Annotated in this window: 17 protein-coding genes; 12 read left to right on the top strand and 5 right to left on the bottom strand. The window is 73.2% G+C overall.

The features are described from left to right. Window positions 1-32: 32 nt before the first annotated feature. The 5 genes from ACIQV3_RS00870 (at window position 33) to ACIQV3_RS00890 (ending at window position 5,037) form a co-directional block, all read left to right on the top strand. Entirely contained in the window at window positions 33-260 is a 228-nt protein-coding gene (locus ACIQV3_RS00870) for a DUF397 domain-containing protein (RefSeq protein WP_403709118.1), read from the top strand. Between the two features lie 191 nt (window positions 261-451). Then, window positions 452-922, top strand: a complete 471-nt coding sequence (locus ACIQV3_RS00875) for a hypothetical protein (RefSeq protein ID WP_403708371.1) — start codon at window positions 452-454, stop codon at window positions 920-922. A 68-nt stretch (window positions 923-990) separates the two neighbouring features. Next, the gene (locus ACIQV3_RS00880; protein ID WP_403708373.1) at window positions 991-1,455 is read left to right on the top strand and encodes an ACT domain-containing protein; all 465 of its coding nucleotides are present in this window, start codon (window positions 991-993) and stop codon (window positions 1,453-1,455) included. A gap of 126 nt (window positions 1,456-1,581) precedes the next feature. Next, entirely contained in the window at window positions 1,582-4,269 is a 2,688-nt protein-coding gene (locus ACIQV3_RS00885; RefSeq protein WP_403708375.1) for an ATP-binding protein, read from the top strand. A 267-nt stretch (window positions 4,270-4,536) separates the two neighbouring features. Continuing rightward, the gene (locus ACIQV3_RS00890) at window positions 4,537-5,037 is read left to right on the top strand and encodes a hypothetical protein (RefSeq protein WP_403708377.1); all 501 of its coding nucleotides are present in this window, start codon (window positions 4,537-4,539) and stop codon (window positions 5,035-5,037) included. A gap of 66 nt (window positions 5,038-5,103) precedes the next feature. Here ACIQV3_RS00890 and kstD read toward each other — a convergent pair whose 3' ends face one another. Both kstD and ACIQV3_RS00900 read right to left on the bottom strand, forming a co-directional pair. Next, the gene (gene kstD, locus ACIQV3_RS00895) at window positions 5,104-6,834 is read right to left on the bottom strand and encodes a 3-oxosteroid 1-dehydrogenase (RefSeq protein ID WP_403709120.1); all 1,731 of its coding nucleotides are present in this window, start codon (window positions 6,832-6,834) and stop codon (window positions 5,104-5,106) included. 322 nt (window positions 6,835-7,156) lie between these two features. Next, window positions 7,157-8,281: an aminoglycoside phosphotransferase family protein gene (locus ACIQV3_RS00900; RefSeq protein WP_403708378.1), complete on the bottom strand. Its 1,125-nt coding sequence runs from the start codon at window positions 8,279-8,281 to the stop codon at window positions 7,157-7,159. 230 nt (window positions 8,282-8,511) lie between these two features. On the opposite strand from ACIQV3_RS00900, the gene ACIQV3_RS00905 reads away from it, so the two are divergent. Then, complete coding sequence (locus ACIQV3_RS00905; protein ID WP_403708379.1) at window positions 8,512-9,993, top strand: hypothetical protein; 1,482 nt, start codon at window positions 8,512-8,514, stop codon at window positions 9,991-9,993. A 122-nt stretch (window positions 9,994-10,115) separates the two neighbouring features. On the opposite strand, the gene ACIQV3_RS00910 is transcribed toward ACIQV3_RS00905, so the two are convergent. After that, window positions 10,116-11,543, bottom strand: a complete 1,428-nt coding sequence (locus ACIQV3_RS00910; protein ID WP_403708381.1) for a PP2C family protein-serine/threonine phosphatase — start codon at window positions 11,541-11,543, stop codon at window positions 10,116-10,118. A 632-nt stretch (window positions 11,544-12,175) separates the two neighbouring features. Between ACIQV3_RS00910 and ACIQV3_RS00915 the strand changes: the two genes are divergently transcribed. The 3 genes from ACIQV3_RS00915 to ACIQV3_RS00925 all read left to right on the top strand — a co-directional run bounded on the left by ACIQV3_RS00915 (window position 12,176) and on the right by ACIQV3_RS00925 (window position 17,000). Further along, complete coding sequence (locus tag ACIQV3_RS00915) at window positions 12,176-14,476, top strand: molybdopterin cofactor-binding domain-containing protein (RefSeq protein ID WP_403708383.1); 2,301 nt, start codon at window positions 12,176-12,178, stop codon at window positions 14,474-14,476. 18 nt (window positions 14,477-14,494) lie between these two features. Then, on the top strand, window positions 14,495-14,965 hold the full coding sequence (locus tag ACIQV3_RS00920; protein WP_403708385.1) for a (2Fe-2S)-binding protein: 471 nt from the start codon (window positions 14,495-14,497) through the stop codon (window positions 14,963-14,965). A 67-nt stretch (window positions 14,966-15,032) separates the two neighbouring features. Continuing rightward, entirely contained in the window at window positions 15,033-17,000 is a 1,968-nt protein-coding gene (locus tag ACIQV3_RS00925) for an APC family permease (protein WP_403708387.1), read from the top strand. Here ACIQV3_RS00925 and ACIQV3_RS00930 read toward each other — a convergent pair. Further along, window positions 16,891-18,141, bottom strand: coding sequence for a helix-turn-helix domain-containing protein (locus ACIQV3_RS00930; RefSeq protein ID WP_403708389.1), 1,251 nt, complete (start codon window positions 18,139-18,141; stop codon window positions 16,891-16,893). The two genes, ACIQV3_RS00925 and ACIQV3_RS00930, sit on opposite strands and share 110 nt — an antisense overlap. Window positions 18,142-18,284: 143 nt before the next feature. Here ACIQV3_RS00930 and ACIQV3_RS00935 point away from each other — a divergent pair, with 143 nt between their 5' ends. The 3 genes from ACIQV3_RS00935 (at window position 18,285) to ACIQV3_RS00945 (ending at window position 20,827) form a co-directional block, all read left to right on the top strand. Beyond that, on the top strand, window positions 18,285-18,848 hold the full coding sequence (locus ACIQV3_RS00935; protein ID WP_403708391.1) for a TetR/AcrR family transcriptional regulator: 564 nt from the start codon (window positions 18,285-18,287) through the stop codon (window positions 18,846-18,848). 159 nt (window positions 18,849-19,007) lie between these two features. Beyond that, window positions 19,008-19,652: a DUF6461 domain-containing protein gene (locus tag ACIQV3_RS00940; protein WP_403709122.1), complete on the top strand. Its 645-nt coding sequence runs from the start codon at window positions 19,008-19,010 to the stop codon at window positions 19,650-19,652. 221 nt (window positions 19,653-19,873) lie between these two features. Next, on the top strand, window positions 19,874-20,827 hold the full coding sequence (locus ACIQV3_RS00945) for a DUF4304 domain-containing protein (RefSeq protein WP_403708393.1): 954 nt from the start codon (window positions 19,874-19,876) through the stop codon (window positions 20,825-20,827). A 36-nt stretch (window positions 20,828-20,863) separates the two neighbouring features. On the opposite strand, the gene ACIQV3_RS00950 is transcribed toward ACIQV3_RS00945, so the two are convergent. Further along, window positions 20,864-21,760, bottom strand: coding sequence for a LysR family transcriptional regulator (locus tag ACIQV3_RS00950; protein WP_403708395.1), 897 nt, complete (start codon window positions 21,758-21,760; stop codon window positions 20,864-20,866). Between the last annotated feature and the right edge of the window lie 224 nt (window positions 21,761-21,984).

Raw genomic sequence — 21,984 nt, forward strand, 5'->3', positions numbered from 1 at the left:
GTACCGGGAGGAGCACGCACGTGGCAGAGAGCATGACTTCGAAGGCGCCCGCCGGCTGGGGAAAGCCGGACCTCGACCTGACCGGGGCGGACTGGCAGTCGAGCAGCCGGGGGGCGGGTGACGTCCAGATCGCCTTCGTGGAGGGGTTCATCGCGATGCGCAACGGAGACCGGCCCGGAAGCCCTTCGCTGATCTTCGCGCCGGACGAGTGGCGCAAGTTCGTCCTGGACGCGCGGGGCGGGGAGTTCGACCTCACGTAGCCGGCGAGGGGACGCGTACGCGGCGCACCACCGGGCGCGGAGCCGCCGCCCCGGTGGGGGCCGCATCCTCCTCGGATCCCCGGATCCCCGGATCCCCGGATCCCCGCACCTCCTGATCCCCGTAAATCCCTTGCCCGACCGGGAGGGGCCCGGCACCATGGCCGCCATGACGATCACCCGCCGAAAGGGCGATGCCGCGTAGACGGCCCGGCGCCCTGCGCGCCGAACGAGGAACGTACGAGGACCGCCGACCGCCCGCCTGGGCTCGGGAACTCCCGCCCGTGGACCGGCTGTCGCCCGGCGCGGCCGCTGCCGCGCACTGGGCCCGGCCCGGACGGGCCTACGAGATCGTGGATCTGCTGATCCGGTACCGCACCTTCCTGAGCCGCCCCGGCGGCTCCCTGCTCCTGGTCCCCTCCGAGTGCCCGGCCTGCCCCGGCTGCGCACGCGACGACGTCGCCGTCGTCCGGGACGACCTGGGCGAGCTGTACCGGGACCTGCCGCCGGCAGCCCGCACCGAGCTGGGCCGCGTGCTGCGCGGTCTGGACGCGCGGTTCCGCCGCCGCACGCTCCCGCACCCGGTCCCGCCCGCCGCCGGCTGGGCGGACTGGAGCGGCCGTCCGCGCGCCTGGTGGCACCGGCGGCTCTACGAGGGCGACTGACCGACTGCCCGGTCGGCGGCCAAGGGTGTCGTGCCGGGCGCGACGGGACGACCGCTACGGTGGGGGACATGAGCGGAGAAAACGACCTGCGGAAGCTGCTGAGCGGCATGCGGCCCGAGCTGAACGACGGGCTGTACGTGTTCTGCACCGTCCCCGGCGACACCGACCCGGAGGCCCTGGCCGGGCTCACCCCCGTCGCCTCCGTCCTGGAACCCGAGGGGCTCACCCTCGTGCTGAGCCAGGAGGACGCCGACGCGGCCGGCCTCCCGTACACGTACACCGCGGGCTGGATCACCCTGCGCGTCCACTCCGCCCTCGACGCCGTCGGCCTCACCGCGGCCTTCGCCACCGAGCTCGGCGCACACGGCCTGAGCTGCAACGTCATCGCCGGCTACCACCACGACCACCTCTTCGTGGACGCCGCCCGGGCCGACGAGGCCGTGGCCGTCCTGGAAGCGCTCGCGGAACGCTCGGCACAGGACCCCGCGCACGACTCCGCGCAGGACCCCGCGCACGGCCCCGCACAGGACTGAGCCGACGAGGGTAAGCACAGTCCGGCGCTTCCCGGAAGAAGATCAGCTTTATTTGCCGCACCAGCCTTCCCGGGCGCGTGCGCGGGCGTACGCTGAACCCCCGAACAGGCCTGGGGGGTACCAGCCATGACGGAACGCCGGACCCGCAAACGGCGCACGATGTTCGAACGCGACACGGAGCTCACCGCCGTCGACGAGGCCCTGGACCAGCTCACGGACCCGGGCCCCGACGCCGGCGGAGCCCTGCTGGCCTTCTCCGGACCCGCCGGCCTCGGCAAGACCACGCTCCTGGCCGAAGTCCGCCGCCGCGCCCACACCAAGGGGTGCACCGTCCTCGCCGCACGCGGCGGCGAACAGGAGCAGAGTCAGCCCTTCCACGTCGCCCGCCAGCTCATCCAGCCCCAACTGGCCGGTACCTCCGACGCGGAACTGCGCGAGGCCCTCGGCAGCTGGTACTCCATCGTCGGCCCGGCCCTCGGCCTCTGCGCGGCCGAGCAGGGAGCCCCGCCCGACCCGCAGGGCCTGCGCGACGGACTGGACTGGGTCCTCACCCACCTCGTCGTACAGCGCGCCCCCGTCGCCCTCGTCCTGGACGACGCCCACTGGGCCGATCCCGAATCCCTCTCCTGGCTGGCCGCCTTCGCCCCGCGCGCCGAACACCTGCCGCTCCTCCTCGTCGTCGCCTACCGCCCCGACGAACTGCCCGCGCACGCCGAGGCCTTCCGTACGCTGCCCGGCCGCGCCGGACACCGCCCGCTGTCCCTCGCTCCGCTCACCGCCGAGGCCGTCTCCGGCCTGGTCCGCGAGGCCGTCGGCGCACACGCCGACGAGGCGTTCTGCCGCGAGGCCTGGGCCGTCACCACCGGCAACCCCTTCGAAGCCGTCGAGCTCACCGCCAAGGTCCGGGACAAGGGCCTCGCCCCCGTCGAAGCCAGCGCCCCGCTGCTGCGCGACCTCGCCGCCGCCCAGCGCGGCAGCGGCCTCGTCGCCCGCCTGCACAGCCTGGGCCCGTCCACCGTCCGCTTCGCCTGGGCCTGCGCCGTCCTCGGCACCGACATCCCCCGGGAACTCGCGGCCCGCGTCGCCGGACTCGGCACCGAGGAGGCCGTCGACGCCACCGGGCGGCTGCGCGACGCCCGCATCCTGTCGGCCGCCGCCGAGGAAGCGGACGAGTCCGGGCTGGAGTTCGTACACCCCCTCATCGCCACCGCCATATACCGCGCGATCCCCGACGCCCTGCGCGTCGCCCTGCACGGCAAGGCCGCCGCGGCCGTGGTCGACGCGGGACTCGGACCCTCCGCCGCGGCCCGGCACCTGCTCGAGACCCACCCCGAGAACGACCCCTGGGTGGTGCGCACCCTGCGCGAGGCCGCCGGCGAGAACCTCCGGGCCGGCGCCCCCGAAGCCGCCCGCCGCCAGCTCGCGCGGGCCCTGCGCGAACCCCCGGACTTCGACGAGCGCGCGGCCGTCCTGTACGAACTGGGCTGTGCCTCCCTGCTCACCGAGCCCGCCAACACCGTCAACCACCTGCGCGCCGCCCTCGCAGAGCCCTTCGAGGACCCGGCGCTGCGCCAGGGCATCGTCATCCGGCTGGCCCAGGTGCTCTCGCACAGCGACCGGCTCGCCGAGGCCTCGGAGTGCCTCGCGCGCGAGATCCCGTACACCCAGGACCTGCGCGGCCGGCTGCGCCTGCAGTCCGAGCAGTTCATGTGGGACGCCTTCAACGCCGCCGAGCCGGACTCCCCGGCGCGCTCGCGGCGGCTCGCGAAGCTCGCGGACCGGCTGAGCGGGCGGGACCTCACCGAGCGGTACGTCATCGGGCTGCGCGCCTGGGACGCCTGCCTGCGCGGGGAGCCGGTCGACGTGGTGCTCCACCATGCCGGGCGGGTCCTGGAGACCGAGTTCAGCTGGGCGTACGCGGACCGGGGCTTCGAGGTCCCGGTGCTCGTCGCGATGGTGCACATGTACGCCGACCGGCCGGAGCGCGCGGAGGAACTGTTCGAGGCGGGCACCGCCGAGTTCGAGCGGCAGGGCTGGCGCGGGGCGCACCTGTCCTTCGCCTACAGCCTGCGCGCCTACATCCGCTACCGCCGGGGGCGGCTGGCCGAGGCGGAGGAGCTGGCGCGGGCCGGACTGCGCCTCGCCGAGCGCGTCGGCCGGCGTACGCCCGTGCACTGGTACGCCATCGCGATCCTCGTCACCACGCTGCTGGCGCGCGGCCGGGCGGAGGAGGCCTGGGAGCTGTCCCGGGAACACGAGTACGGGGAACCCTTCCCGGCGGCGGTCGTCTTCCCCGACTCCCAGACCGTCTACGCGGAACTGCTGCTGGCCCGCGGCCAGGCGAAGGCCGCGGCGGCCGAGCTGGAGGCCGTGGACCGGCGGTTGACCCCCCGGGGCATCCAGAACCCTTCCTGGTGCCCTTGGCGGCTCCACCTGGCCCGGGCCGTAGCCGCGGAGGACCCGGCGCGGGCGCGGGAGCTCGCCGGGGAGGCGGTACGCCGGGCCCGCGCCTTCGGAGCCGCTTCCGGCATCGGCCAGGCCCTGCGGGTGGCCGCGGAGGTGGCTGCGCCGCGGGACCGAGCGGTCCTCCTGGAGGAGGCGGTGGAGGTCCTGTCGGCTTCGCCGGCGGCCTACGAGCTGGCGCTGGCGCTGGCCGCGCTGGGGGAGGAGCGGGGGGACGCGGAGCTCCTGCGGCGTGCGGTGCTGGCGGCCCGCGCCTGCGGTGCGGACGGCCTGGTGGCCACCGGCACGGCTGCGCTGCTCGCGCTGGACGGGGCCCTGCCCCGCGACCCGGTGCCCGGGGCCGCCCTCTGACCGGTCTCGGCCGCTGCCGTGGGCCGAGTAGCGGCGTGCGGGTGCGGGTGGGCTGGCCCGCGGGGCGAAGTCCCCTACCCGCCCTTCCACCGTTCCCCGGGGCTCCGCCCCGGACCCGATGCCGGGTGCGGCGCCGTTGCCGGGGACCAGTCCCCGGACCCCTGCTCCTCAGACGCCGGAGGGGCTGATTTCGCCCGGCCGGGGCCGGGGGCCCCGGGTCAGGGGGTGCGGGGCCGGGAAAGGCGGCGGGGCACGTACCATTGCGGCATGTCCTTCCTCCGCCGCCACCGCGCCGCCACACCCGACGGCCCGGACTTCGACGTCCTGGCCATGGACCCGGGGGACTGGCCGGGCAATCTCGGGGCCGGGCTGCTGCCCGCGCCCGACGGCAGCTGCCAGGGTGTGTTCCTCCGCTACGACCTGTTCGGCGGACGCGGCCCCGCGATGATCATCGGAAACCTCCCCGAGGGATCCCCCGCGCGCGACCTCTCGGAGGGTCAGGTCCCCTTCGAGGTGGCCCAGCTCCTCGACGCCCTCGAGAACGACGAGGACGTCGAGGTCACCGGCGCCGAGGACTGCCCCGTCATGCAGGGCGACAACCTGCTCATCGTCCGGAAGATCAAGCTCTCCGAGAGCCGGATCAGCTGCGTGCAGTTCGACCGCAGTGACAACGTGCTGGTCACCATCGCGAGCTGGGACCGCCCGATCACGGACGACCTCTACGCGCTGCTGAAGCCGCTCCCGGCCGAGCTCTTCCAGCAGGGCTAGTCCGGCAGGGCTGGTCGGCAGGGCTGGTCCGGGCAGGCTAGTCCGGGCGGGCCCGCTCCGCCGGGGTCACGCGCCGTCCGCGATGTCGTTGGCGGCCACGTAGCCGAACGTCATCGCGGGACCGATCGTCGAACCGGCTCCCGCGTAGCTGTGCCCCATCACGGCCGCACTCGCGTTGCCCGCCGCCCACAGGCCCCGGATCACGGACCCGTCCGCGCGCAGCGCGCGCGCCCGTGCGTCCGTGACGATGCCGCCCTTCGTGCCCAGGTCGCCCGGCACGATCTTGAAGGCGTAGAACGGCGGCGCCCAGATCGGGGCGAGACAGGAGTTCGGCGTCACGCCCGGGTCCGTGTAGTAGTGGTCGTACGCGGTGTCGCCCCGGTGGAAATCGGGGTCGGTGCCGCTCCACGCCTGGGCGTTGAACCGGTTGAGGGTGGAGCGCAGGGCGGCCGCGGGCACCCCGATCTGGTGGGCGAGGGCGTCCCAGGTCCACGCCTTCTTCGCCGCGCCCGCCTGGTACCAGGAGTCGGGGAAGACGAACGTCGGCAGGATGTCCTTGAACAGGTACTTGTTGCGGTAATTCTGATCCACGATCAGCCAGGCCGGAATGTGCGAGCCGGCCGCATCCCGGTCCTTCTCGTACATCACGTGCACCACATCGCTGTACGGGGCTGCCTCGTTGACGAAACGGGCACCCTTCGCGTTGACCATCAGGCCCCCGGGCAGGGTCCGTTCGGCCAGGCAGAAGTACGGTTCGTTCGGGAGCGGGATTGAGGGACCCCACCAGGCGTCGTCCATCAACGCCAGCTCCGCACCGGCCCGTTGGCCCGCCCGGATCCCGTCGCCCGTGTTCTCCTTCGCGCCGACCGACCACTGGGTGCCGATCGGCTGCTGCTGGTACTGGGCCCGCATCGCGGCGTTGTGCTCGAAGCCGCCCGAGCCGATGACCACGCCCTTGCGGGCCCGCACCACGCCCCGTACGCCCTCCTTCTCCACCACCACGCCGGTGACGGCGCCGCCCTCCTGGACCAGGTCGACGAGCGGGCTGCTCAGCCACACCGGGACCCCGGCCCGGATCAGACCGGCCCGCAGACCGGTCGCCAGGGCCTGGCCCATGGTCAGCGGCTTCTGCCCGCGCAGCGCGGCCGCCGTGCCGCGCGCCAGGCATTCGGTGGACACCGCGAGCCCCTTGGCACTCACGGCGGCGAGGTTGAGCCACTTGTAGTCCTGGCTGAACACCACCATTCCGGCCGGCACCGGCATGTACGCCGGGTTCAGGTGGGCCAGTTCGGCGCCGAGGATGTTCCCGTCGATCTGGTCCGGCTCGATGGAGCGGCCGTTGGGGAGCCCGCCCGGGAGGTTCGGGTAATAGTCGCTGTAGCCGTCCATGAAGCGGAAGCGCAGCGGACTGTTGGCCATCACGAAGTCCAGCATCCGGGGCCCGTTGGCGAGGAAGGCGGCCTGCCGGTCCGCGGAGGAGCCGTCGCCGACCACGGCGGACAGGTACTGCGCCGCCTTCGCCGGGGTGTCCGGGACGCCCGCGCCCAGGATCACCGAGTTGTTGGGGAGCCAGATCCCGGCACCGGAACGGGCGGCCGAGCCGCCGAAGGTCGGGGCCTTCTCGATCACGAGCACACTCAGGCCCCGCTTGGCCGCGGTGAGCGCGGCCGTCATTCCGGAGGCTCCGGAGCCGACCACGACGACGTCGTACTCGCCGAGCGAGGGCTCACCGGCCGCATGGGCCGCGGCGGCCGGCAGCAGGGTGGCGGCCAGCACACCGGCCCCCGCCCCGGCCATGACCGTCCGGCGGGAGGGGAGGGCGGAACCCGGCTCGGAACCCGGCTCGGAACTCGGATGGGAATTCGGTACGGAACTCGCTGCGGAGGCGGTTCTCGCGGTCATGGGCAGGCTCCAGCGGAGAGGGGAGTGGGGGGACGGCTCCAGCATTCTGATGCTGAGTCAGAAAAGGTGTTCGGGGGATCATGTGAAGTCAAGGCATACGCGCCAGTTGCGCTGAGCACGCGCGGTTCGGGGCCCGGACGCACGAAAGCCCGTGCCGCACACACCGGGTGTGTGCGGCACGGGCTCTCGTGGGCGACCGCGCGCTGCGCGGCCCGGGTCAGCGCGTGCCCACCGCCGCACGGACCGCCCTGCGGGCCATGCCCGCGTCGTCGTGCAGGCGGCGCAGCAGCAGGCGCTGCTCCTCGCCCGAGGACAGGGAACCGGCCGGCGGCGCCTGGGTGGGCGTGGTCGCCAGCATCGAGCGCTGTACGGCCGTCTCCGACATCCGGATCTCCCGGGTGAGCACCAGCATCAGGTTGACCAGGAACGCGTCCCGCGCGGCGGGCCCGGCCGCCTGCGCCAGGCGGCTGATCTGGGCCCGCGCGATCGGGGCGTCGCCCAGTACCGTCCACAGGGTGGCCAGGTCGTAGCCCGGCCGGTACCAGCCCGCGTGCTCCCAGTCGAGGAGCACCGGACCGGTCGGGGACAGCAGCAGGTTCGACAGCAGCGCGTCGCCGTGGTTGAACTGCCAGGGGTTGCCCGACATCTTCACGCCGTGCAGCAGCTTCTGCAGATCGCCGAAGTCACGGTCGGTCAGCAGGCCCAGCTGGTAGTCCCGGGCGATCCGCCGGTCGTAGTCCAGCGGCCGCCCGAACAACTCGTCGGCGGGCCGCCAGCCGTTCACCTGGCGCACCGCTCCGAGCGCGGCCCGCAGGTCGGCCCGCGGCGGGGCCTCCACCGGATGCCGCTGGAGCGCCGCGACGCGGCCGGCCATCCGCTCGACGATCAGTACGCAGTTCTCCGGATCGGCGGCGATCAGCCGCGGCACCCGGACCTGAGGGCGGTGCCGGACGAACGTCCGGTACGTCGCTATTTCGTGCCGGTACCGCTCGCGCCACTCGGGCGAGTGATCCAGTAATACCTTCGCGACGGCCGTCATCCGTCCGGTGGTTCCCACCAGCAGGACCGAACGGCCGCTGCGGCGCAGTACCTGGACGGGCGCGAACTCCGGACAGATGCGCTGAACGGAGGCGAGTGCGGTGCGCAACTGCGCGCCCTGCGGGCCCGACAGGTCGATTCTCCCGCTGAGCGGCTGCGATCCGGTACCCGGCATCCGCCGTGCCCGTAGGGCGCCCTGCGCGGAGGCCGCGGGGCGGCCGGGTTCGAGGTAGGGGCCGCCGCCCGCGGGGAGCGTGCGGTGCGGCCGGACCGGGGCGGACACGGAGGACGTGGCTGCGTACATGGCGTTACGGATCCCTTCGTGCGCCGACGAGTTGCATACGCCGCCCCGCCGGATCCCGTGCATCACCCTGGGGAGTTCCGCCGGTGACCGGGTCGGGGAGGCGCATTCCTACCTGACACCCCGGCGTGGGTGGCGGACCACATTGCGTGCCCTGGCGAACCCTGGCGAATAGTCGCTCGGCATCTGACGGGGGGTTACTGTCAACTCAGCCGAGAACCTGGGGGCTTGACGTGAGCAAAGGTCCAAACACCCGTCTGAACGACCTGTTCGGCCTGGCCGGCTGGTCCAAGGGCGAACTGGCGAGGATGGTCAACCGGCAGGCGGCCTCGATGGGCCACCACCAGCTGGCCACCGACACCTCGCGGGTGCGGCGCTGGATCGACATGGGGGAGACCCCGCGCGAACCGGTGCCCACGGTACTGGCAGCACTGTTCACCGAGCGGCTCGGTCGTGTCGTGACCATCGAGGACCTCGGGTTCGTACGACAACGGCGCACCGCCAAACAGCAACCGGACGGGGAGCAGGAGAACCCCGACGGATTGCCCTGGGCGCCCGAACGCACAGCCGCGGTCCTCACCGAATTCACGGGAATGGACCTCATGCTCAACCGTCGCGGTCTGATGAGCGCGGGTGCCGTGCTCACCGCCGGCTCCGCCATCGGCAACGCCATGCACGACTGGCTCCACTCCGACCCCGCCCGCGCGAAGGAGGTACAGCGCCACGGCGACGGCTTCCAGGCCGACTCCGCGGGCTACGACCGCTACGAGGCGGCGCCCATCGGCTCCCAGGAGATCGAGGCGCTGGAGCGCTCGGTGGAGGTCTTCCGCGCCTGGGACGCCTCCAGAGGCGGCGGCCTCCAGCGCAAGGCCGTGGTCGGGCAGCTCAACGAGGTGGGCGGCATGCTCGCGTACCACCACCCCGACCACCTCCAGCGCAGACTGTGGGGGGTGGCGGCCAACCTGGCGGTCCTGGCGGGCTGGATGTCCCACGACGTGGGCCTGGAGCCCACCGCGCAGAAGTACTTCGTCATCGCCGCGCACGCGGCCCGCGAGGGCGGCGACCGGCCGCGCGCGGGGGAGGCGCTGTCCCGCGCGGCCCGCCAGATGGTCCACCTCGGCAAGCCGAACGAGGCGCTCGACCTGATGAAGCTGGCGCAGTCCGGCTCCGGGGAGCAGACCCTGCCGCGGACCCGCGCCATGCTCCACACCATCGAGGCCTGGGCGCAGGCCGCGCTCGGCAAGGGGCAGGCCATGCGCCGCACCCTGGGCGAGGCCGAGGACCTGTTCGTGTCCACCTCGGGCGACGTTCCGCCGCCGTCCTGGATGCAGCACTTCGACGAGGCTGATCTGCACGGCATGCAGGCGCTGGCCTTCCGTACCCTCGCCGACCACGACCCCTCGGCGGCGTCCATCGCGCAGCAGCACGCGAAGGAGGCCCTGCGGCTGCGGGCCGACGGCCACCAGCGCTCGAAGATCTTCGACTACATCTCGATGGCCTCCGCCTGCTTCATCGCCGACGACCCGGAGCAGGCCGACCGCTATGCCCGCCTGGCGCTGGTCTCGATGAACGAGACCTCCTCGCACCGGACATGGGACCGGCTGCGCGAGATGTACCGGCTGACGGGGCACTACTCCGGCTTCGCCGGCATCGAGGAGCTCCGCGAGGAGATCAAGCTGGCCCTCCCGAACAGCCCCGTGGCGCGGTCGGTCTGAGAGCGGTGGCCGACGGGTCGACGACGAAAGAGGTCCCACGAAGAGAAGGGCCGCGCCTTCCGGCGCGGCCCTGCATCCCGCGAAGCCCCGCATCCCGCGAAGCCCCCGCGGCCCGCCGCCCGCTACGAGCCGATCCGGGCCACCAGTACGCAGGCGTCGTCCTCGCGCTCGCCCTCGCCGAACTCCCCGATCACCAGGCGCACACAGTCCTGGGCGGACCGGGCGGCGGAGAAGTGCGGTGCCAGCGCCAGCAGCCGTTCGGTCCCGTCGGTCCTGCTGAACTCGATGCTGCGCGGCGTCAGTCCGTCGGTGTGCAGGACGAGGACGTCGCCCACCTCCAGCCGCTCCTCGGCCTGGCCGTACGCGGCTCCGGAGGTCGCTCCCAGCAGGACGCCCTCGGGCGGCAGCAGGGAACGGCCCTGGCCGCGCCGGAACAGCAGCGGGGCGGGGTGGCCGGCCTGCGCCCAGGACAGCACCCGGCGCGCGGGATCGTAGCGGCAGCACACCGCGGATCCCAGCGCGGGCTGGACGGAGGTTTCCAGTAGCTGGTTCAGCCAGCCCATCAGCGGGCCCGGCTCGATGCCCGCCATCGCCATCCCGCGCAGGGCGCCGAGCATCATCGCCATGCCGGAGGTGGCGGTCACCCCGTGGCCGGTGAGGTCACCCACCGTCAGCATCGAGTGTCCGCCGGGGAGTTCGAGTGCGTCGTACCAGTCACCGCCGATGAGCGCGCTGGTCGCGGAGGGGAGGTAGTGCGCCGCGACGTCCAGCGCCCTCGTGTTGTCGTGCGGGAACCGCAGGGAGCCGCGCCACGGGGGGAGCACGGCCTCCTGCAGCTCGACCGCCAGCCGGCGCTCGGTCTGCGCGATCTCCTGCCGGCGCTGCAGCGAGTCCCGTGACTCGCGCACCGCCCGCTGGCTCCGGCGCAGTTCACTCACGTCCCGCAGCACGGCCCACATGGAGGCCGTGCAGCCGTCGGAGTCGAGTACCGGCTCGCCCCTCATGTGCAGCGTCCGGACCCGGCCGTCGGCCCGGACGATGCGGAACTCGCCGTCTATCGGCTTGCCGTCCACCAGACAGGCCGTCACCATCGCGGTCAGCAGCGGCTGGTCCTCGGAGAACAGGGTGGATCCGAGTTCGTCGAGGGGCAGCGCGCCGGCCTCGGGGGAGCGGCCGAAGATCTGGAAGAGTTCGTCGGACCAACTGACCTCGTCGGTCAGCAGGTTCCACTCGGCACTGCCGACCCTGGTCTGCTGTGCCTCGGCGCCCGTTTCGGGGGCGGCTTGCGGCAGCGCGGCGGACTCGGACGAGGTGGGTGGCAGTCCCTCTTTGAGCTGGCCGAGGTGGGCGCGGAGGTCGTCGAGGTGGTGGACGGCGAGATCGCACAGCGCGCGCTGCCAGCGGCCCTGCGCGTCGTCGTCGTCGACCACGGTGTCGCGGCGGACTGCGTCGACTTCTCCCCGGAGCTGTCGGGTCTGAGAGATCAGCGCGTCCACCGACCCTGGCTCGGGGGGTTGCGCGGGGCGGTCCGCGTACAGGTGGGACGGCATCTGAACTCCGATACAGGCGCGGCACGGCCAAGTCTGAGGAGGGACCGGTTCTGAAGGAAGGGCCGGTAACGACTGTTGCACAGCCGGCGACGGCCTGTAAGGCGTTTGGCAACATCTGTGGCGGACTTGCCTCGGGGATATGCCCGAGGCCTTCCGGCCCTCCTGGCGTGTGCGAACGAATCCGGTCAGCCGAAGCCTGCGTGCCAGTGCGGGAACCCCGCCGGCCCTTGCCCGAACCGGGTCGTGGCACGGTGATCCGTGCCGGTTGGATCCCGGCGGAATGCGTCGTGGGCGCCTCCTGGCCGCTCCGCCCGGCTCCGTCCGCCGTCCACCGGCGTCGCCCGCCCGCAGTGTCCGCCCGCGGCCGGAAAGCGGCCTGCCGGACGGCGATGATCGAGCGTACGGCCGAGGTGTACGAGGCCGGCCCCCCGCCGAACCGGCGAAAGACAGGCGGGACCCGGATCAACACGGTGATGCCGGCGCCCCCCGAACGAAGGACCCCGTGCCGTCCGTGATTTCGTCCAGGAGGTGATCCAGACTTCCCCGCGAACCCCCGAATGGCTACTCTACGTGCCGGTAATGAGCCGGGGAGGCTCGCTGGGGCAGGCCGCGCAGGGTGGGGACACAACGACATGACCGGGCACAACCACGCGCCGACCGACGGAGACGGCCCGGCGCCGACCGAGGGGAACGGCCCGGCGCCGACCGACGGGCACGGCCCCGCCGACGGGCGGAGCCGGCGTTCCTTCCTCACCTATCTGATCGCCGCCCCGACCCTCGCCCTCGTCACGCGAGCCGGAGCCGACCTCCTCGCCCCGCAGCCCGCGCACGCCGTGATCCCGACCCTGCCCGCCATCGCGGACCTGGTGGACCTCGGCGACCTGTTCATCCTGGCCGGCGCCCCCACCTCCGCCCTGCTCGCGCTCGTCGTGGAGACCGACGGAACCATCCGCTTCCGGCTGCCGCGCGAGGAGGTCGGCCAGGGGCTCACCACCGCCGTGGCCATGCTCGTCGCCGAGGAACTGGACGCCCCGCTGGCCGCCGTACGGGTCGAACTGGACGACGCCCGCCCCGAGCTGCTCTTCAACCAGCTCACCGGATCCTCCAACTCCATCCGCTCCCTCTACGGCCCGGTCCGCCAGTGCGCCGCCACCGCCCGGGCCCGGCTGGTCGCGGCCGCCGCCGTTCGCTGGAGCCTTCCGGCGTCCACCCTGACCACGGCCGCCGGTTCCGTCCGCGCCCCCGACGGGCGAACCGCGGCCTATGGCTCCCTCGCCGCGGACGCCGCCGACCCCGCCCTGATCGTCCTCGGGGCCACCCCCAAGCCGGCGGCGAAGCACGCCCTGGTCGGCAGGCCCACCAGCCGGATCGACGCCCGCGCCATGGTCACCGGGGCCCAGCGCTACACCCTCGACCTGGACGTGCCCGGGGCCAAGCCCTGCGTGGTCCGCCGCCCGCCCACCCTCGGCGGCAGCGTCCGCTCCGTCACCAACCTCGCCGCCGTCAAGGCCATGCCCGGCGTCCTGCACGTGGTCACCGTCGCCACCGGGGTCGCCGTCGTCGCCGAGACCTTCGGCCAGGCCCTCGACGCCAAGGCCGCCCTCCAGGTCACCTGGGGCCCGGGCCCGGCCGACCACCTCTCGGACGCGGCCGTACGGACCAAGCTCCGCGCCGCCACCCCGCCGTTGCTCGTGCCGCCGCTGCTCACGGCGCACGTGGACGCGGAGTTCGACTTCGCCTTCGTCAGCCACGCCCCGATGGAGACCAACTCGGCCGTCGCCGACGTGCGGGACGACCGCGCCGAGATCTGGTCCGGGCTCAAATCGCCGATCGTGGCCCGCGAGACGATCGCCGCCGACCTCGGTCTGCCCCTCGACAAGGTCACCGTCCACGTGGTGCAGGCGGGCGGTTCCTTCGGCCGCAGGCTGTTCTTCGACGCGGCCCTGGAAGCGGCCCGGATCTCCAAGGCCTGCCGCCGCCCCGTCCGGCTGATGTGGACCCGGGTGGACGACACCCGGCACGGCCGGATGCGCCCGGCCACCCACCACAAGATCCGGGCCACCCACGCGCTGGGGCAGGTGCTCAGCTTCGAACACCGGGTCGCCGCCGCGGAGACCGACTTCCGGCACGGGCTCGGCGAGATCATCACCGCCACCGCCGCCAGTCTCCCGCTCGGCATCGGCAACGCCACCCTCGCCCAGACCCTCTTCCTCACCACGATCAAGTCCCCGTACCACTTCGGGCTCACCACGCAGGCGCTCACCGAGGTCCCGACCGGAGTGCCCACCGGCTCCTGGCGCTCGGTGTACTCGGCGAACACGCGCGGGGCCGAGGAGATCGTGGTGGACGAGCTGGCCGCCGCGACGGGCCGGGACCCGTACCAGTTCCGCCGGACCTTCCTGAAGACGGCCGCCCAGCGCGCCGTGCTCGACAAGGTGGCCTCCGAAGGGGGCTGGGGCCGGGCCGTGCCGGCCGGGTGCGCCCAGGGCATCGCCTTCCACGAGGAGTACAAGTCCCGGACGGCCTGCCTGGTCGAGATCGACACCAGGGACCCGGAGCGCATCCGCGTCACGAAGGCGGTCATCGCCGTCGACGTGGGCCTGCCCGTCAACCCGCGCGGTCTGGAGGCCCAGATGATCGGCGGCCTGACCGACGCGATCTCCACCACGCTGACGGCCGGCCTGCACCTGGACAAGGGGCTCCCGCTGGAGGGCAGTTACAGCCAGTTCCACTGGGCGCGGCAGCGCGACACCCCGAAGGACGTACGCGTCTTCGTGCTCCCGGCGACCGGAACCGAGCCGGGCGGGGCGGGCGAGCTGGGCCTGCCCGCCGCCGTGGGCGCCATCGCCAACGCCTACGCCCGCGCCACCGGCACCAAGCCGCGCAGCTTCCCCCTCGACTTCGACGTCGACTTCACCCCGTACCCGCGCTAGTCAGCCAGGAGCCGAGCCGTGCCCTCGCACACCTTCACCGTCAACGGGCAGAGCGTCACCGTGGACGCCCCCGACGATCTGCCCCTGCTGTGGGTGCTCCGCGACATGCTGAACGTGCGCGGCCCCAAATACGGCTGCGGAGTGGACGTCTGCAAGGCCTGCACCAGCCACCTCGACGGGGTGGACGTCCGCCCGTGCGTGGTGCCTGTCTCCGCGTGCGCGGGCAAGACGGTGACCACCATCGAGGGGCTGGCCGACGGCGAGGACCTGCACCCGGTGCAGGAGGCCTGGCTCGAACAGGACGTCGCCCAGTGCGGCTTCTGCCAGCCCGGCCAGATCATGGCGGCCGTGGCCCTGCTGAAGCGGACGAGCGCGCCGACGGACGAGGACATCGACGCGATCGCCAACATCTGCCGCTGCGGCACGTACTTCCGGATCCGGGAGGCCATCCGCAGCGCCGCCGCGAAGATGGCGGCGCCGGACAGGTAAGTGGTTCACCCCATGACACAGGGTCAATATGGGGCGAATCCATACAGTCTTGGCTGATCATGCCTGAATGAGGCGTATCAATGCGAAACGTGTGCTGGTCGGCGAACCGCTCGACACCGCGCGTCTGGGCGAGACCCTGCTGCCCAAACGGCTCGCGCTCCCGATCTTCTGCAGCGACCCGCTCTCCTCCGTGGCCTACGCCACCGAGGAGATCCTGCTGATCCTCGCCCTCGGCGGGGTCGCGCTGCTCCACCTCGCCTGGTACGCGGCCGCCGCCATCGTGTTCCTGCTCGTGGTCGTCGTCGCCTCCTACCGGCAGACCTGCTACGCCTACCCGGGCGGCGGCGGCGCCTACATCGTCAGCTCCAAGAACCTCGGCCAGACCGCCGCCCTCACCGCCGCGAGCGCGCTGCTCGTCGACTACGTCATGACGGTCGCCGTCTCCGTGGTCTCCGGCGTCGCCGCCATCACCTCCGCCATCCCCTCCCTCTCCGACCACGAAGTCCCCCTGTCGGTGGGTTTCGTGGTGCTGCTGACCCTCATGAACCTGCGCGGGGTACGGGAATCCGGCCGGGTCTTCGCCGTTCCCACTTACGGCTTCGTCCTCGTGATCTACCTGATGTTCGCGGTGGCCGCCTACCGGCTCGCGACCGGTGACACGATCCGCGCCGAATCCGCCGAGCTGCCGATCACCGCCGAGGGCAACTACGCCGGCCTCGCGGTGGTGCTCCTCGCACTGCGGGCCTTCGCCTCCGGCTGTACGGCGCTCACGGGCGTCGAGGCCATCAGCAACGGCGTCCCCGCCTTCGAGAAGCCCAAGAGCAGGAACGCGGCGACCACCCTCGCCGCGATGGGCGCGCTCGCCGTCACCATGTTCGCCGGGATCACCGTCCTCGCCATGAGCTACAAGGTGCACGTGGCGGCCGATCCCACGGAGCTGGGCCTGGCCCCCGGAACCCCGATGTCCACCGCACTCGCGCAGATCGGCCGGGCCACCTTCGGCGACTGGCACTTCCTCTTCTACCTGCTCCAGGCCGTCACGGCCGGCGTACTGGTCCTCGCCGCGAACACCGCCTTCAACGGCTTCCCGATGCTCGCCTCGATCCTGGCCAAGGACCGGTACGTACCGCGCCAGCTCTTCAACCGCGGCGACCGGCTCGTCTACTCCAACGGCGTCGTCCTGCTGGCGCTCGCGGCCATCGCCCTCATCGTCGCCTTCGATGCCCAGCTGACCCGCCTCATCCAGCTCTACATCATCGGCGTCTTCGTCTCCTTCACCCTCTCCCAGGCCGGCATGGTCCGGCACTGGCAGCAGGAGCTCTCCTCCCCCGAGACCCGCAAGGAGGAGCGGATCCACATCCACCGCCGGCTCGCCATCAACGCCGTCGGCGCCACCATGACCTTCGTCGTCCTGGTCATCGTCCTGATCACCAAGTTCACCCACGGGGCCTGGCTCGTGGTCATCGCGATGCCGGTGCTCTTCATCGGGATGAAGGGCGTGCGCAGGCACTACGACACCGTGGCCAGGGAACTCGCCGTCGCCCCCGGCGTCAAACCGCGCAAGCCCGCCCGCCACCACGTCGTCGTCCTCGTCGCCGCCGTGCACGCGCCCACCCTCAAGGCCCTCGGCTTCGCGATGGGGCTGCGCCCCGACACCCTGACGGCCCTCTCCGTGGCCGCCGACGAGGAGGACGCGAACCGGCTCCGCGAGGCCTGGGCGGACCACGACCCCGGCATCCCGCTCAAGGTGCTGCACTCCCCGTACCGCGAGGTGGTCGGGCCCGTGCTGGCCTACGTGCAGGAGCAGGCGGCGGCCGAGGGCACCGACATGCTCTCCGTGGTCATCCCGGAATACGTGGTCGGGCACTGGTGGGAGCAGCCCCTGCACAACCAGAACGCGCTGCGCCTCAAGGCTCGCCTGCTGTTCACGCCCGGGGTCGCGGTGATCGACGTGCCGTACCTGCTGGAGTCCGCGAGGCCGGAGGAGGAGGGGGAGCATCAGGAGGGGGCGGGGACCCGGCCGGGCGCTGGGTGACCGCCGTGTGGGCCAGCGCCAGCTCCACGACGTGGGCGGGATCGGACAGCGAGCGGCCGGTGAGCTGCTCCAGGCGGCGCAGCCGGTTCGAGACGGTGTTGCGGTGGCAGTACAGCCGCTGGGCGGCGTACGTGGTCGAGCCCCGGCAGAGCAGCCAGGTGCCCAGGGTGGTCAGCAGCACCCTCCGGTCCTCCGGGCCCAGCGCCAGGACCGGACCCAGCACCACGTGACGCAGCCGGCCCGCGAGCTCGGGCTCGGCCGCGACCAGCGCCGCCGGGAGCCGTTCGTCCAGCAGGGCGGTGTGCGGACCGTCGGCTCCCGGCGCCGCGCGCAGCGCGAGGACGGCCAGCCGGCGGGCCCCGGCCAGCTCGCCGGGCGTCCGAACCACCGGGCTCACCCCGGCCCGTAAGCCGAGGGGCGCGAGCAGATCGGTCACGGAGGCGAGCGGCAGCCGGCCCAGGTCCACCAGGCCGGTCTCCCCGTCGGCCCGGATCCGCCACAGCACGCGCGGTGCACCGCCGCCCGGGACCGTACCCGCGCCGTCCCCGGAGTCGAGGACCACCACGGCGAACCGCCCGCGCTCGGGCAGTCCGAGCCGCCGGGCCGACTCGGCGGACCGGCCCGCCGGACCACCGCCGTCGAACAGGGCGTCGAGCAGGGCACCCCGCAGCTCCCGCTCGCGGTCGCCGCGTACCGCGTCGGCCCGGCGGTAGGACTCGGCCGTCGCGTCCGCCATCCGGTCGACCACGTCCCACAGCGCGGGCGCCCCGGGCAGCAGCCGGGGCAGCGCCGCCCGGTCGTGAGCGGCGACGGCCTCGGTCAGGACCTGCCACAGCAGCCGGCCGGCGAGCCGGTGGACGCGCAGCAGGGAATCCAGCGGCAGCCCCTGCCGGGCGCGGAGCTCCCCGTCGGCGCGGGCCTCGGCGAGCTCGGGCGGCAGGCCGCGGGCCTCGCGGAGCAGACCCTCGACGGCCAGGCGGAGCAGCTGGTGGACCCCCTCGCGCAGGGCGGCCCGGCCGAGCAGGGCGACGTAGACGGCACAGGCCGGGTCGCCGTCCGGTGACCGGTCGGCGAGCCGCTCGGCGGCCACGGCCATCCGGCGGTCCAGGTCCTCGCGTATCTCCCCGATGATCCGCTCCATGACGGGCAGGGTGGCACGTCGGAGGGGGTGCTGGGGAGGGCCGCGACGGGGCGGTGTCCGCTAGCGTGTCCGAAGCACTGCACGTGCAGTGCATATGCGGCGGTCATACCGGCAGCCACGTCCACACCGTCAGGGATCCACCCATGCGCCAGAACCCGGAGCGCCGCGCCGCGCTGCTCGACGCCGCCATCGAAGTCCTCGCCCGCGAGGGCTCCCGGGGGCTGACCCTGCGCGCGGTGGACACCGAGGCCGGGGTTCCGACCGGCACCTCCTCCAACTACTTCGCGAACCGCGCCCTGCTCCTCGTGCAGATCCTGCACCGCACCCGCGAGCGGCTGACCCCCGACCCCGCGGACCTGACGGGCCCGTTCGACACGAAGGTGCTGCTGCGCCGGCTCCTGGAGCGGATGCGCCGCGAGCGCAGCGTCCACACCGCGATGCTGGAACTGCGCCTCGAGGCCACCCGGCGTCCCGAACTCCAGGAGGCGCTGGCCGGGTTCCAGGGCGCCGAACTGGAGGCGAACATCGCCTGGCACCTGGAGGCGGGGCTGCCGGGGGACCGGCGGGGCGTGGTCCTGATCTACCTGGCCATGCTCGGGCTGATCGTGGACGACCTGACCGTGCCGGGACTGCTGGACCCCCACGCGGTGGAAGGGCTCATCGACACCATGGTCGAGCGCCTCCTCCCGGAGGGCCCCGCCGACTGACTATCGTGCCGGTAGGGCTGCTTCCGGCAGGACCGGCAGGGGCAGGACGGGTGGCCCCGGCAGGACCGGCAGGACGGGTGGCGCCGCCAGGACCGGTGGCGTCGGCAGGACGGGTACGACCGGCTCGCATCGCGGAGATCGCGGGAGGGGACCGTGGCTATGGCGGACATGACGGGGCAGGGAACGGGTGAAGGCGCCCGCGGCCCGGGCGGCGGCATCCAGTGGCTGGCGGGCTGGAGCGCCTGGTACGTCGGCCTCACCTTCGCCCGGGGCGTCGGCCCGGAGGAACTGGCCGTGCGGCTCGGCGCCCTGCCGGACCTGCGCCCCGGGCCGCTCGGGGCCATCGATGCGTGGAGCATGGTCACCGAGACGCTGGACGGCGACGGCGTGGCCCGGGTCGGCAGCTGGGGCGGCTGGTCCTTCGCCGTGGAGCACGGAGTGCCCGCCGGGGCGCACCGCCTCGCGGAGGTCTCCCGCTCCGGGGCCGAGGCCGTGTACCTCGACCCGCAGCCCGATCACCCGCCCAAGCAGTTCGCGTACGCCCGGGACGGCGAGCTCGTCTGCTGCTTCGGCATCGGCGAGGAGCACTGGCGCGGCGGCCACCGGCCCGACTTCCTCCTGCCGGAGCTGGTCGAGGCCAAGATCCTCACCCCGGACGGCTGCTACGCCCGCCCCGAGGACGAACCGCACGAGGAGCGCGACCGCCTCACCCTCGCCGTACTGGAACACCGCTTCGCGCTGTCCCTTCCCCGCCGCCTCGTCGAGGAGACCCCGCTGCCGGCCTACGTGACCTGCACGCAGTAGGCCGTAGGCGGTAGGCCGACGGTTCAGCCGGCGTGGTCCGCGATCACCCGGCGGGCCGGCGCGGTGCGCGGCGGAGCCGGTTCGGCGGCGACCGCCCGCGCCCGGGGTCCGTCGCAGACGACCCGGGCGGGCTGTGGGTCGGCCGTGGCCAGGCAGGCCGCTGCGGCCGCCCGGGGATGGCCGGTTTTGGTCGGGAGGGTGCGTCTTGTGACACTACGGGGGTGAACGCGACCGACTTGTTCCACCAGACGCTCCGCGAGCGGATCGCCCCGGCACTGCGCGACGCGGGATTCAGCGGAACGGGGCTGGAGTACCGGCTCCGCGCCGCCGAGCCCGACCACGCGCTGCTCGGCTTCCAGCGGAGCGCTTCGTCCGGGGCCGACGCATGCAGGTTCACCGTCAACCTGCGCGCGGTCCCGTACGAGGAACACGAGGCCCTGCGGCGGCTGCGGCCGGCCCTCGGGACCCGGCTCAGCGCCAACCGGATCGGCCCCGTCGGCTGGCACGCCAGGATCGGACGCCTCCTCGGCCATCCGCACGACCACTGGTGGACCATCACCGACGAGCGCACCGCCGCCCGTGTCGCGGACGAGGTCACGGACGTGGTGCTGCGCCACGCCGTTCCCGCCCTGTGGGGCGAGGTGACCGACCGGCCGCCGCTGCCGGGGCCCGTGGTGGATCCGGTTCCCGACTGCCTGGACCCGGAGTGCCTGCGGGTGGACAGCGGCCCGTTCCCCGTCGCGAGCGGGGTGGCCCCGCTGCCCGTGGACCTGGAGGGCACCCTCGTCCTGGAGACGGGCGAACGGCGCCGGGCCTCGCCCTTCCTCACCGTCCACGACGAGCTGACCGACGCGGAAGCCCGGATCGTCATCGACGCGCCCTGGCGGCTGGAGCAGCCGCTCTTCGGCTCGGTCCGCGTCGGCATCGCCGCCGACGGCGACGTCCGGGTCTCCGCCAGCCCGGGCAGCATGCTCCCCGGCCATCCGCTGGCGCTCCTCGGCGAGCTGGCCCTGTGCCGGATCGACACGGCCGAGGTCACCGGCAACGGCTCCCTGCGGCTCACCTTCGAACGGGGCTCCCCGCGCGAGGCCTGCCTCACCGTCTCCGGCGCCCCGCACGCGCTCACCGTCGGCGAGCCCTGGCACGTCGAGGGATGGACACCGGCCCGGATCTGATCCGGCCCGGATCTGATCCGGTCCGGGCCGGGAGCGTCAGCCGCCGAGCTGCCGCGCCAGGTGGCGGATCATCGACTCGGTCGCCGGGCAGCGGTCCCCGGTCCGGACGGTCGCGTAGATGTCCCGTACGAGATGCGCCGGTTCGGCGATGTCGTGGAAGGAGATCTCCGCGCGCCGCTCCGCCGCGCTCTGCGGCACCAGCGCGACCGCGAAGTCGGCGGCGACCAGGGAGAGCAGCATCGGATAGCTGTCCGCGCGGAAGGCGATGTCAGGTTCGAAGCCGGCGGCCCGGCAGATCCCCTCGGTCACCGCCTGGAATCCGGTGCTCGGCGTGGTCGATGCCCAGGCGGTACGGGCGAACTCGCCGAGCCGGACCGGCCCGTCGAGCGGTGGCCTGGCGTGCGGGGGCACGGCGAGCAGCAGCTTCTCCCGGCGCAGCAGTACCTGCCGCAGCCCGCGCAGGTCCGGCTCCGGGAGGTGGGGGTACTGGTGGGTGACGGCCAGGTCCAGGCTGCCCGCCGCCAGCGAGGGCAGGGCCAGCTCCGGCTCCAGCTCGGTCAGGCTCACGTCGAGACCCGGATGGGTCCGCCGGAACGCGGCCAGCGCGGGCACCGTGAAGGGCTCCGCGGCCGAGGCGAAGGTGGCGACCCGCAACTGGCCGTCGCGCAGCCCCGCGATATCGCGCAGCGCCTCCTCCGCGGCTTCGATCTCGGCGAGCACGCGGGTGGCGTGGGATACCAGGGTGTGCCCGGCGGCGGTCAGGCGTACGCTCCGACCGGACCGCTCCAGCAGCGGACAGCCGGTCTGGCGTTCGAGCGCGGACAGCTGCTGGGAGGCGGCGGAGGCGGTGACGTCGGCGCGCAGTGCGGCACCCGCGATGGTGCCCGTGCGCGCGACGTCCACCAGGAGCTTCAGTTTCCGGGGGTCGAGCATTAGTTGATCTTATGCTCAGGTTTACGCGCGTCCGCTGGTTTTGAGGCCGGTGAGCGACTTTGATGGGTTTGCCAGGCCTCGTACCGGAGCAGGGGGGACCACTCATGGGTACCGAACACAGTCCGAAGGGCAGCGCGGGCAGCGCGAACAGCGCGAACAGCATCGAAAGCGCGAACAGCACGGAAAGCGGCAGCGCCGGCACCACCACCACCGCTCCCACCCTC

This window comes from Streptomyces sp. NPDC099050 (assembly GCF_044759865.1).
GTDB lineage: Bacteria > Actinomycetota > Actinomycetes > Streptomycetales > Streptomycetaceae > Streptomyces.